Here is a 12,331-nt window from a genome sequence, read left to right as displayed (position 1 = left end):
CCCTTCCCATTTTTCAAAGACACGTCAAGGCCGTTTGCGGGCGCCATGTCCAAATACGGGGGCTATGCCAGGGGTTGGAGTCTGTGAGTGTGATGTAAAACCCAGACATGCAGGCACAGAAAAGGCAACTGCCGCCGGGATGGCGGCAGTTGCCTTGTCGACAAAGTTACTTCTCCTGCTGCTTGCGCCAGCGAATCCCGGCTTCCAGGAACCCGTCGATCTCACCGTTGAACACGGCCTCGGGGTTGCCGACTTCGAACTCGGTGCGCAGGTCCTTGACCATCTGGTACGGGTGCAGCACGTACGACCGCATCTGGTTGCCCCAGGAGCTGCCGCCGTCCTTCAGGGCGTCCATCTTGGCCCGCTCCTCCTGGCGCTGCCGCTCCAGCAGCTTCGCCTGGAGAACGTTCATGGCGGTCGCCTTGTTCTGGATCTGCGACCGCTCGTTCTGGCAGGAGACGACGATGCCGGTGGGGAGGTGGGTCAGACGCACCGCGGAGTCGGTGGTGTTGACACCCTGACCGCCGGGACCGGACGAGCGGTACACGTCCACCCGCAGCTCGGACTCGTCGATCTCGATGTGGTCGGTCTGCTCGACCACGGGAAGGATCTCGACGCCCGCGAACGAGGTCTGGCGGCGCCCCTGGTTGTCGAAGGGGGAGATGCGCACGAGGCGGTGGGTGCCCTGCTCGACCGAGAGCGTGCCGTAGGCGTACGGCACCTGCACGGCGAAGGTGGTCGACTTGATGCCGGCCTCTTCGGCGTACGACGTCTCGTAGATCTCGGTCTTGTAGCCCTTCTGCTCCGCCCAGCGCAGGTACATCCGCTGCAGCTTCTCGGCGAAGTCGGCGGCGTCGACGCCGCCCGCCTCGGCACGGATGTTGACCAGCGCCTCCCGGGAGTCGTACTCGCCGCTGAGCAGCGTCCGGACCTCCATCTCGTCCAGTGCCTTGCGGACGGCGGTGAGCTCGGACTCGGCCTCGGCGCGGGTGTCCGGGTCGTCCTCCTCCTCGGCCATCTCGAACAGCACGGCGAGATCGTCGATCCGGCCACGCAGGGCTTCGGCCTTCCGCACCTCGGCCTGGAGGTGGGACAGCTTGCTGGTGATCTTCTGCGCCTCGTCCGGGTTGTCCCACAGGGACGGCGCGGCCGCCTGCTCCTCGAGCACGGCGATGTCTGCCCTCAGCTTGTCGAGGTCCAGAACGGCCTCGATCGACTCCATGGTCGAGGAGAGGGACTTGAGCTCTTCGGATACATCGACGACTGCCACGCCTCCAGCGTAACGGCTCCGCCAAGCGGGGAGCTCCGGTGCCGTCTCCGGCTCAGGCTACGGCGAGGCCGGAGCCGTGTTGTTCGTGTCCTGGGGCGTCGCCCCGGCGTCGTCCTCAGAGGTCGCCAGCCACGCGCCCACCCCGGCCGCCGCGACCAGCGCCACCGCGGCCGCCCCCACGGCCACCCGGCGCCGGCGCGTCACTGCGCGATGGCGGGCGGAGCCCGGGCGCGGGGCACCCGCTGCCCGGGGCACCCGCGCCGTGCCCCGCGCGCCCCCGGCCAGCTCGTCGGGCCCCGGCACCCTCATCGACGTATGGGTGTCCCGATTGGAGTCCGCCGGCTTCGCGCCCGGCACCAGCGGCACCGCACCCCGGCGCCGCACCCGCTCCCCCGCCGGCGCCGTCTCCTCGGCGACCGGAACCTCGTCCTCCGCGGGCTCCGCGTCCGGCTCGTCCACATCCAGCGGCGGCATTCCGGCAACCAACGGCCCCAGCTCCCGCAGCCGCACCCCCAGCTCCGACGCCCGCAGCCGCGAGGCCGGCGCCTTCGCCAGGCACTGCACGATCAGCTGCCACAGCTCGTCCGGGATGCCGGGCAGAGGCGCCACGCTCTCCGTGACGTGACGCCGCAGCACCGCGCCCGGGTGGCCGCCCCCGAAGGGAGTGAAGCCCGCGAGAAGCTCGTACAGGACGGTCGCCAGTGCGTAGATGTCGACCGCGGCCCGCGGCGGCAGCCCTTCCACGATCTCCGGTGCCAGGTAGTCAGGCGTCCCGATGATCTTCGTGGCGCGCGTACGGCGCGGCGAGTCGATGAGCTTCGCCACGCCGAAGTCCGTCAGCAGGGCGGGATGGGAACCGCCGGGCCCGAGCGGCCCCTGCATGTCCAGCAGGACGTTCTCCGGCTTGACGTCCCGGTGCACGACCCCGGCCGCATGCGCCGCCGCCAGCCCGTCGGCGACGTCCGCGACGATCGCCACGGCCGACTCGGGCGCGAGTCGCCGCTCGCGGTCGAGCCGGGTGCGCAGGTCCGTGCCCCGGACCAGGTCCATGACCAGTGCGAGGTCGTTGCCGTCGACCACGAGGTCGCGTACGGAGACCACGTTCGGATGCTCCAGGCCGAGCAGGGCCGTGCGCTCCTGCACGAAACGTCCGACGAGTTCCTGGTCGGACGCGAGGTCCTCGCGCAGCAGCTTGATGGCGACGGGCCCCTCGGGCCCCTCGCCCAGCCACACCGTGCCGGCGCTGCCCCGCCCCAGGATCTGGTTGGCGGTGTACCGGCTGCCGATCTTCCGTGCCAAGGCTGCTCCTACAGACGCGTGTGTCGCTAAAACTACGCGTCCGAGGAGCCAACCTTCACCGCCGAGGCGGAAATCACCCGCCCGGTGTCGACAAATAACCAAACCAGCCGACGCCGCACCGCGCCGGCCCGGGTCAGCTCGTGCCCGAGCCCCCGCCCGAACCGCTTAGGTCTCCGATCCACCCGCTCACGGTGCTGAACCAGTCGCTGAGCTGCTCCCAGTAGCCCTTGCCCGTGCCGATCCACTCCTGCAAGGGGCTGAGCTCCCAAACCAGCCAACCCGCGACGAAGAGGATGACGATCGTGAAGAGACATCCCTTGAGGCAGCCGAGGCCGGGGATCCGCATCGGGTTGGCGCTGCGCTGCCGCGGCTGACGCGGCTCGCGCTGGGGCCGCTGCGGCTCCGGCGTGGGCGGCGGGGCGTACCGCTGGGGCTGCTGCTGCGGCTGACGCTGCGGGGCGTACTGCTGCGGCTGGTGCTGCTGCGGATGGCCGTAGCCCTGTTGCCGGCCCTGTGGCGGCCGCTGCTGCTGGGGCTGCTGCTGCGGGCGGGCGACCTGGCGCTGTGGGCGCCGGCGCAGCGGGTCCTGGCTGGGGTCGAGGTACTGGACCTGCGTCTGCTCGTTGCGGTCCCGGGCGGCACGCAGCTGGTTCTGCCAGGGGTGCGGGTCCTCGGGGCCCGGCTGACCGGGCTGTCCCGGCGGCACCGGTGGCATGACGGCCGTCGGGTCGGCGGCGCCCCGCCCACCGGGGCCGCCCGTGTTCGGCAGTACGGCCGTGGGGTCCGCGGCACCTGCCGGGCCGGGGGCGCCGGTGTGCGGCAGCACGCTGGTCGCGCCGTTCGGGTCGTACGCCCCCGGGGCCGCGCCGTGCTGCAGCACCTGGGTGGGGTCGGCCGAGCCCGGCACGGCCGCCGGCGCGGGGTCGGGCGCGAGCAGCGCGGCGACGCCCTCGGCGGCCGCGATCTGCGCGGAGTTCGCGTGCACGCCGATGCCCTCGGCGACGACGCGCAGGCCGCGTGCGAGGTTCTCGGCGCTGGGCCGTTCGTCGGGGTTCTTGCGCAGGCAGCGTTCTATGACGGTCCACAGCGGGTCGGGGACCGTGGACGGGCGGCGCGGCTCGGCGCTCAGGTGCTGGTGCAGGACCTCCAGAGCGGAGCCGCCGCCGAACGGCGGACGGCCCGTGAGCAACTCGTAGAGGAGGATTCCGGCGCCGTAGATGTCGACGGCGGACGTCTGCGGGCGGCCCTCGGCGGACTCGGGCGCGATGTACGCGGGCGTGCCGACGAACTCGTGGGTGCGGGTCAGGCCCGGGGAGTCGGCGAGGCGGGCGATGCCGAAGTCGGTCAGCATCGGGTGCATCTGGCCGCCGTTCTGCTGGAGCAGGACGTTGGCGGGCTTGAGGTCGCGGTGGACGACGCCGTCGGCGTGGCTCGCGGCCAGCGCGTCGGCGATCTGCGCGGTGAGCAGGGACGCGGCGACCGGGGTGAAGGGGCCGTTCTCACGCAGGTAGCGGTGCAGGTCGGGGCCGTCGATGAGGTCCATGACGAGCGCCAGCAGCTCACCCTCGACGACCAGGTCACGGACCCGGACGATGTTCGGGTGGGTCAGCCGGAGCAGGACGGACCGCTCCCGCAGGAACCGCATGACGATGTCCGCGTCGCCGGCGAGCTCCTCCTTGAGGACCTTGATCGCGACGGTCTCGCCGGGCTGCCCCTGCACCGCGGCCTCGGCGCCCGCGGTCTCCCGCTGGCGGGCCCGCCAGACGGTCCCCGTGGCGCCGCGACCCAGCGGCTCCTCGAGGAAGTACTTGCTGCCTACCGGCCGCACGTCGCGCTCCCTGCTGCTTGCCTACGTTCCGACCCACTGTAGTGCCGTGCCCCGGGGCACCGGCCTGTCCTCATTCTGTGCGTCTTACGTACGGCTTCCCGTACATGTTCGAAGGAAAGACGCTCGGCTCTGTCTCGTGGTTGCCGCAAGCGGACGTGACCGATCTCAAGCGGTCGTCGGTGGGTCATCTGTCAGGCACTTTTGCGGGCAGAGCCGACCAATCAAGATCACTTGTCTTCGGGCGGGGGGCGCGTTGTCAGTGGCAGGTGCGAGGATGCGTGCAGTACTGGCCGATGTGCTCGTGTGGGGTGGGGAGGGCCGTCTTGGAGGGCCCTGGTCCGCGTCCGCGCAGAAGGGACCGCTGACGCCGATGCAGATCCGGCTGACCGTCGTAGACCCACTGGCCCCGCCTGCCCCGGCGCGTGGCCGCGCCGCGAGCTGCGACGTGCTGGTGACGGCACCAGCGGGCACGGCCCTGGCCGCGGTGGCCTCGGCACTCGCCTCGGCGGTGTCCGGGGGCGACGGCCCGGTCGTGCTGTACACGGGCGCGGAGCGCCTCGACGACCGGCGCAGCACACTCGGCGAGCCCCCTCTGATAGACGGCGCCGTACTCTCCATCGGCGCCCCGGCCGCGCCCGAGCCCCACCCCGAGCTGGACGACGCCCCGACGCAGCTGCATGTCGTGGCGGGCCCCGACGCGGGCGGGGTCCACCTCCTGCACGGCGGCGAGATCCGCATCGGCCGCTCGGCCGAGGCCGACGTACCGCTCGACGACCCGGACGTCTCCCGGCTGCACTGCGCGGTCACGGTCGCCGCCGACGGCCGCGTCTCGGTCGCCGACCTCGGCTCCACCAACGGCACGACACTGGACGGCACCCGGCTGACCACCCACCCGGTGCGCTTCGTACCGGGCGCGCTGCTGCGGATCGGCGAATCGGCCCTGCGGCTGGCCCCGGCCGGCGGCCCGGGGGCACGGGTGCGGACGGAACCGGACGGGGAGGGGCACACCCGCGTCCCCACCTGCGGCGACCGCGAGGTCGACGGCCCCGCGGCACTCGCGCGGGGTGAGGCGGCGGTGCCGCACGCACGCGTGGCGGACGGAAGCGACGCGGGCGCCCTCGCAGGAGCACGGCCGACCGCTCCGACGGCTCAGGAACACGGCTCCGTCGAGCCGCCCGTCGTGCCCGTCCAGGGCGGGGCACCGCATATCGAGAGGCGCGGCGGGGCGGAGCCGCTGCGGGGACCGGGCGAAGGCGACACCCACGGCACGGGCTTCGGGGTGGACTCGCTCGACCGGCGTCAGAACCGGGAAGACGCCCGGGACTTGTTCCCGGGTGCGTCCCCCACGGCCGCCGGGACCGGGGTCACCGACGGCACAGCGGCCGGCAGTACCCGCAAGGGCACCCCGCTGCGGGGCACCGACGTCCCTGCGGGCGTGCGCAGACGCGGCGGTCTCACTGCGTGGGCGCGGCGGCTGGCCGGCGGGCGCGGCGAGCAGGACGCGGTCGGGCGCGGGACGTACGACGTCGACGAGCCGGCCGAGGCGACCGGCCTCCCCACGGCGACGAGCCGGTCCCGGCTGCCTGAGGCCTGGCCGGACCCCGCGTCCCTGCTGCTGACCGCCCTGGGGCCGGGGCCCCGGCTGTGGGAGCGCTCACCGGGGCACCCGGAGGCGCTCACGGTGCGGCTCGGCACGGCCGACCGTGCGGCGCCCGACGGTTCGGGGCTGCTGCCCGCGGTGCCGGTGACCACCGATCTGCGGCAGGTCGGGGCGCTGGGCCTCGCCGGTCCGCGCGAGCGGCTCGCCGGGCTGGCCCGCGCGGTGCTCGCCCAACTCGCCGCGCTGCACTCGCCCGACGCCCTGGAGGTGGTCCTGCTCAGCGCGGACCGCTCCCGCCCGCTGGAGGAGCGCACCACCGAGTGGGCGTGGCTGGGCTGGCTCCCGCATGTCCGTCCGGGGCACGGCCAGGACTGCCGCCTGCTGCTGGCCTACGACCGCGAACAGGCGACGGCCCGCACGGAGGAGTTGCTGCGACGCCTGGAGGACCTGACGTCGCAGCCGAGGGGCGCGGTCGCCGCGGCCGTGCCGGACGGGCAGGTGCCGGCGCAGCGTGCCGCTCGGCGGCCCTCGTGGGCACAGGACAACGAGCCCGGCGCCGGGGCGGACGGGTTCCCGGGGCCGTACACCGTGGTCGTCGTGGACGGCGACCCCGGAGGCGCCGATGTGCGCGAGGCGGTGGCGCGGCTGGCGTTGGAGGGGCCGCGTGCCGGGATCCACGTGGTGTGCCTCGCCGAGACTGCTTCGGCGTCGCCCGCGTCGCCGGTGACGGAGACCTACGAGGCGGCGTGCACGGTGGCACCGGTGTTCCGGGAGTGCGGGGCAGTCGGGCTGCTCAGCGGGGATGTGGCGACGGCGCTGCGGCTGATGCGGGTGGCACGGGGCGGGACGTCCGGGCAGGGCGCCGTCGGACGCGAGACCGCCGCAGCCCACGGCACGGCCGGCAGCGCCCCGGGCGTGCACGACACGGCCGGCGACAGCCCGGCCGGGCCCGGCGCCGCACGCGGCACCATTCCCCCCGCAGCCACCCCTCACGGCCCCATCGGGCACGGCACGGTCGCCGCGGTGGACGCCGTCTCCCTCGCCTGGGCGGAGCGGTTCGCGCGCGCCCTGGCGCCGTTGCGGACGGAAGGGGCCGTCGGGGAGGGGCACGCGCGCCTGTCCGTGCCGTTGCCTCAGGCAGCGCGGCTGCTGGACGAGTTGGGGCTGGCCCGGGCCACCCCGGCGTCGCTGATGGCGCGGTGGGCCGACGCGGCCGACGACCCTCAGGCTCTCGGTGGGCGGGCGTGTGCCGTGCTCGGAGCCGGGCCGCGCGGACCGGTCGGCGCGGACCTCGGCGCCGACGGACCGCACCTGCTGATCGAGGGGCCGCCCGGCAGCGGGCGTACGGAGTTGCTGCGGGCCGTCGTCGCGTCGCTCGCCGCGGCCGAGCGGCCGGACCGGCTGGGCGTCGTGCTGATCGACGGCCGGGACGGCGTCGGCGGGAGCGGCGGGCTCGCCGAGGGACTGCGGGCGTGCACCGACATACCGCATGTGACCACCCATCTGACCGCCAACGACCCCGTCCGCATGCGGGAGTTCGCCCAGTCGCTCAGTGCCGAGCTGAAGCGGCGCGCGGAGTTGCTCGGGCGGTCCGACTTCGCCGAGTGGCACACCGGGCGTGAGCTGTCGGGCCGGATGGTGGCACAGCGCGCGGCGGGGGCCGGTTCCGGTGCCGGTGCCGGTGCCGGTGATCTCACGGGGGATCTGGACGCGCCGGCCAGTTCCACGATCCGGCTGCGGCCGGGGGCGGCCCGTCGGCAGGCCGCGGCAGTGCCGCCGCTGCCCCGGCTCGTGGTGGTCGTGGACGACCTGGACGCGCTCGTCTCGCCCGCGCTGGGATCGCCGGGCAGGCCGGCGGCGGGCTCGGTGATACGCGCGCTGGAGGCGGTGGCCCGCGAGGGCGAGCGGCTCGGCGTGCATCTGGTGGCCGCGGCGGCCATCGGCGGCCGTACGGCTGAGTCGGAGCCGGCGCGACTGGCGACGCTGCGGGTGACGCTGGACGCGGTGACGGCCGGCCCGGACGAGCCGGCGCCGGGGCGGGGCCGGCTGACCTGGGCGGACGGAAGAGCGGTGCCGTTCCAGGGCGGGCGGGTCACGGGACGTATCCCGCGGACGGCGACCCTGCGGCCCACCGTCGTACCGCTGGAGTGGCACCGCATGGGCGATCCGCCGGCCCGGCGCCCGGTCCGCGAGCTGGGAAACGGGCCCACGGACCTGGCGTTGCTGGCCAGTGCGGTGGAGAGGGCGGCACGGCAGGTCGCGGCGACCGAGGTGCCCTCGCTCCTGTGACGCCGGTCGGCGCAATCCATCCCGTCCGGCGTTTGAGGACGAGGCCGTTCAGGCCGATATCGGGGGTCTGGGGGCGACAGCCCCCAGGGACGTTCACCCCAGCGCAGGGCCCCTGGTCACGAGCCGGTCACGATCTCCCACTTGACAGCGGACGCGGTCTTGCCGCCCCCAAACCCAAGGCGTAGACCAGATCGCACGGGACAGCGCTCGAACGTTCGACGAGGCACGAAGAACGGGGCAGTGATGCGCACCAGCACGAGCAGCAGGAACCGGACAAGCAAGGCCGTCAGGGCCGCGGCGGCCGTATGCGCGGGCGCCCTCGCACTCTCGCTCACCGCATGCGGAGGCGACGACAACGACAGTGGCAACGAACAGGGCGGATCCGGCCAGGAGACCGCCGACACCGTCACCCTTCCCAAGCTGAACGGCGAGTCCCTCGAGGTCGCCGCCGTATGGACCGGTGCCGAGCAGGAGAACTTCAAGAAGGTCCTCGCGGAGTTCGAGAAGCGCACCGGCGCGAAGGTCACCTTCGTGCCCGCCCAGGACCCGATCATCAACTTCCTCGGCTCGAAGGTCGCGGGCGGCCAGCCGCCGGACATCGCGATGCTTCCGCAGCCCGGCGCCATCAAGCAGGCCGTCGACAAGAAGTGGGCCAAGCCCCTCGGGGCCGAGGCGATCAAGGAGCTCCAGGAGAACTACTCACAGGGCTGGCAGGACATCGGCAAGGTCGACAACAAGCAGTACGGCGTCTACTACAAGGCCGCCAACAAGTCCCTGATCTGGTACAACGCCCAGGTCTTCGAGAACGCGGGGGCCACCGAGCCAAAGACGTGGGACGAGCTGCTCACCACCGCGCAGACCGTCTACGACTCCGGCGTCACGCCGTTCTCGGTCGGCGGCGCGGAGGGCTGGACCCTCACCGACTGGTTCGAGAACGTCTACCTCTCGCAGGCGGGCCCGGCGAAGTACGACCAGCTGGCCAGGCACGAGATCAAGTGGACCGACCCGTCCGTGAAGGACGCGCTCACCACGCTCGCGCAGGTGTGGGGCAAGAAGGACTATGTGGCGGGCGGCGCGGACGGTGCGCTGCAGACGGACTTCCCTGCCTCCGTGACACAGGTCTTCACCGGCGGCGACCAGCCGAAGGCCGCCATGGTCTACGAGGGCGACTTCGCGCAGGTCAACATCACGCAGGCCAAGGCGAAGGTCGGCACGGACGCGAAGGTGTTCCCGTTCCCGACCGTGGGTGACACCGCACCCGTCGTCTCCGGCGGCGACGCGGCCGTCATCCTGCAGGACTCCGAGGCCGCGCAGGCACTGGCCACGTTCCTGGCCTCCCCGGACGCGGCGACCATCCAGGCGAAGCTGGGCGGCTACCTCTCGCCGAACAAGAACGTCGACAACTCGGCGTACCCGAACGAGGTGCAGCAGAAGATCGCCAAGGCCCTGATCGACTCGGGCGACGACTTCCGCTTCGACATGTCCGACCAGGCCCCGCAGGCCTTCGGCGGTACACCCGGCAAGGGTGAGTGGAAGGCTCTCCAGGACTTCCTGAAGAACCCGTCGGACGTCGCGGGCACGCAGCAGAAGCTGGAAGCCGACGCGGCCGCGGCCTTCGGAAACTGACGCGATGGCGTCGACGGAAGCGGCAGGGGGCACTGCGCCCCCTGCCGCACCCAAGTCGCGCGGAAGCGTGACCGGCACGCGCAGGACCGTGGTGGTGCTCTTCCTGCTGCCCGCTCTCGTGCTGCTCGGCGCGCTCGTGGTCTACCCGATCGGGTACTCGGTCGTGCGCAGCTTCTACGACCAGTCGGGCGGCGGCTTCGCCGGATTCGACAACTACGAGGCGCTGTTCACGGACGACGGCATCCGTACGGCCCTCAAGAACAACGTGATCTGGGTGGTGTTCGCCCCGACGGTCGCCACCGCGCTCGGTCTGATCTTCGCGGTGCTGACCGAACGGGTGCGCTGGGGCACGGCGTTCAAGCTGGTCGTCTTCATGCCGATGGCGATCTCGATGCTGGCGGCGGGCATCATCTTCCGGCTGGTGTACGACCAGGATCCGGACAAGGGCGTCGCGAACGCGGTGTGGGTGGGCGTGCACGACACCTTCGCGCAGGCGTCGGCGTTCCCGAAGGCCCACCCGGGGCGGGAGTCGCCGCTCGAAGCGGCACCGGGCGGCGGCTTCATCACCAAGGCCACCGTCAGCGCGGGCACCCCGGTCAGCCTGCCCCTGGTGGGCGTCGCCCCCGACCAGATGCCGGACGACTCCAAGGCGGCCGTACAGGCGAAGGCCGACCCGGCCCAGATCACCGGCACCACCTGGCAGGACTTCACGCGCGGCAAGGGTGTCGGCACCCTCGGCGGGGTCGACGCGGCCGAGCTTGGCTATGCCGGGATGAAGATCGAGGCCGTCAAGGACGGCAAGGTCGTGGCAAGCACGAAGGCCGCCGACGACGGCACGTTCACGCTGCCGGCCGCCGCCGAGGGAGCCCAACTGCGGCTCCCGCCGGACAACTTCAAGGAACCGTACAACGGCCTGGACTGGCTCGGCCCGTCCCTGGTCACGCCGGCCATCATCGGGTCGTACATCTGGATGTGGGCCGGTTTCGCGATGGTGCTGATCGCGGCCGGGCTCGCGGGAATCCCCCGCGATCTGCTGGAGGCGGCCCGCGTCGACGGCGCCAACGAGTGGCAGGTGTTCCGCCGCGTCACGGTCCCCCTGCTGGCGCCCGTCCTCGCGGTCGTCACCGTCACCCTGATGATCAACGTCCTGAAGATCTTCGACCTGGTCTTCATCATCGCCCCGGGCTCCTCCCAGGACGACGCGAACGTCCTGGCACTGGAGCTGTACCGCAAGGGCTTCTCCGAGGACCAGCCGGGCATCGCGAGCGCGATCGCGGTGTTCCTGCTGCTCCTGGTCATTCCCGTGATGTGGTTCAACATCCGTAGGCTCAGGCGGGAGGGCAGGCGATGAGTACCGATGTCGGCGGGCTCAGCAAGGCGGTACCGCCGCCGCCCGAGACCGTGACGGCCGAGCAGTCCCTCGGCGGCCGGATCGCCTCGTTCGTCAGCGGCGGGGTGGTGCGGGTATTTCTGATCCTGGTGGGCCTGTTCTGGCTGGTCCCGACGATCGGGCTGTTGCTGTCGTCGCTCCGCCCGCCGGAGGAGATGACCGCGAGCGGCTGGTGGGAGGTCTTCAGCAAACCCTCCCAGCTCACCTTCGACAGCTACGACAAGCTCCTGAGCAACAGCGACATCACCGACTCGATCCTCAACACCGTGCTGATCACGGTCCCGGCGACGGTCCTGGTCGTCGTGATCGGCTCGCTCGCGGGATACGCGTTCGCGTGGATGGAGTTCCCGGGCCGCGACTGGTGGTTCCTGGGCGTGGTCGGTCTGCTGGTCGTGCCGGTGCAGGTGGCGCTGATCCCGATCGCCGAACTGTTCGGCAAGATCGGCATCTTCGGTTCCCTGACCGGCGTGATCCTCTTCCACGTCGGCTTCGGGCTGCCGTTCGCGGTGTTCCTGCTGCGGAACTTCTTCGCGGAGATCCCGCGGGAGCTGCTGGAGGCGGCCCGGTTGGACGGCGCCGGTGAACTGCGCCTGTTCTTCCGCGTCGTGATGCCGCTCGGCGGTCCGGCGATCGCCGCGCTCGGCATCTTCCAGTTCCTGTGGGTGTGGAACGACATGCTGGTTGCGCTGATCTTCACGGACTCCGGAAGCCAGCCGATCACGGTCGCCCTGCAGACGCAGGTACGGCAGTTCGGCAACAACATCGACGTCCTGGCGCCCGGCGCCTTCATCTCCATGGTGATCCCACTGGTCGTGTTCTTCGCGTTCCAGCGGCAGTTCGTGTCCGGCGTGATGGCGGGCGCGGTCAAGTAGGCGCAAGCACAACACGCTTGCGGGGGCGGACCGTCATCGGTCCGCCCCCGCACGTTCATTCATGATCCCCCGTATGCCGTACCGCGGCGTAACCAAGTCACTCCATTGGCCGTTGCCGGGCAAGGCGCTGTCGCCGCCTACCGCCCCGGCCGACCCA

General features: G+C 72.2%; 7 protein-coding genes. 4 read left to right on the top strand and 3 right to left on the bottom strand.

Features of this window, described 5'->3' with window-relative positions; genetic code table 11:
* Nucleotides 1-166: 166 nt before the first annotated feature.
* The 3 genes from prfB to ACFY5C_RS20565 all read right to left on the bottom strand — a co-directional run bounded on the left by prfB (nt 167) and on the right by ACFY5C_RS20565 (nt 4,397).
* A complete protein-coding gene (prfB, locus tag ACFY5C_RS20575; protein WP_365063422.1) occupies nt 167-1,270 on the bottom strand; it encodes a peptide chain release factor 2 in 1,104 nt (367 codons plus the stop codon).
* Nucleotides 1,271-1,327: 57 nt separating this feature from the next.
* Nucleotides 1,328-2,569 carry a serine/threonine-protein kinase gene (locus tag ACFY5C_RS20570; RefSeq protein ID WP_389446189.1) on the bottom strand — a complete coding sequence of 414 codons (1,242 nt, stop codon included), beginning with the start codon at nt 2,567-2,569 and terminating at the stop codon, nt 1,328-1,330.
* Nucleotides 2,570-2,702: 133 nt separating this feature from the next.
* On the bottom strand, nt 2,703-4,397 hold the full coding sequence (locus tag ACFY5C_RS20565) for a serine/threonine-protein kinase (protein ID WP_389446187.1): 1,695 nt from the start codon (nt 4,395-4,397) through the stop codon (nt 2,703-2,705).
* A gap of 370 nt (nt 4,398-4,767) precedes the next feature.
* Here ACFY5C_RS20565 and ACFY5C_RS20560 point away from each other — a divergent pair, with 370 nt between their 5' ends.
* The 4 genes from ACFY5C_RS20560 (at nt 4,768) to ACFY5C_RS20545 (ending at nt 12,174) form a co-directional block, all read left to right on the top strand.
* Nucleotides 4,768-8,286 (top strand): FHA domain-containing protein, encoded by a 3,519-nt coding sequence (locus ACFY5C_RS20560; RefSeq protein ID WP_389446675.1) that lies wholly within the window; start codon nt 4,768-4,770, stop codon nt 8,284-8,286.
* 243 nt (nt 8,287-8,529) lie between these two features.
* On the top strand, nt 8,530-9,912 hold the full coding sequence (locus ACFY5C_RS20555; RefSeq protein WP_389446185.1) for an ABC transporter substrate-binding protein: 1,383 nt from the start codon (nt 8,530-8,532) through the stop codon (nt 9,910-9,912).
* 4 nt (nt 9,913-9,916) lie between these two features.
* The gene (locus tag ACFY5C_RS20550; RefSeq protein WP_389446183.1) at nt 9,917-11,263 is read left to right on the top strand and encodes a carbohydrate ABC transporter permease; all 1,347 of its coding nucleotides are present in this window, start codon (nt 9,917-9,919) and stop codon (nt 11,261-11,263) included.
* Nucleotides 11,260-12,174, top strand: a complete 915-nt coding sequence (locus ACFY5C_RS20545; protein ID WP_389446181.1) for a carbohydrate ABC transporter permease — start codon at nt 11,260-11,262, stop codon at nt 12,172-12,174. The genes ACFY5C_RS20550 and ACFY5C_RS20545 overlap by 4 nt, the downstream gene beginning before the upstream one ends.
* The last annotated feature ends 157 nt before the right edge of the window (nt 12,175-12,331 follow it).

It is taken from the genome of Streptomyces sp. NPDC012935, assembly GCF_042900345.1.
Classification (GTDB): Bacteria; Actinomycetota; Actinomycetes; order Streptomycetales; family Streptomycetaceae; genus Streptomyces.
This window is presented reverse-complemented; position numbering and strand designations above follow the sequence as displayed.

Bases quoted from the DNA above. Each gene is read 5' to 3' on its own strand.
- ACFY5C_RS20560 (WP_389446675.1), top strand. From the start codon at position 4,768: ATGCAGATCCGGCTGACCGTCGTAGACCCACTGGCCCCGCCTGCCCCG.
- ACFY5C_RS20550 (WP_389446183.1), top strand. From the start codon at position 9,917: ATGGCGTCGACGGAAGCGGCAGGGGGCACTGCGCCCCCTGCCGCACCC.
- ACFY5C_RS20545 (WP_389446181.1), top strand. From the start codon at position 11,260: ATGAGTACCGATGTCGGCGGGCTCAGCAAGGCGGTACCGCCGCCGCCC.
- ACFY5C_RS20555 (WP_389446185.1), top strand. From the start codon at position 8,530: ATGCGCACCAGCACGAGCAGCAGGAACCGGACAAGCAAGGCCGTCAGG.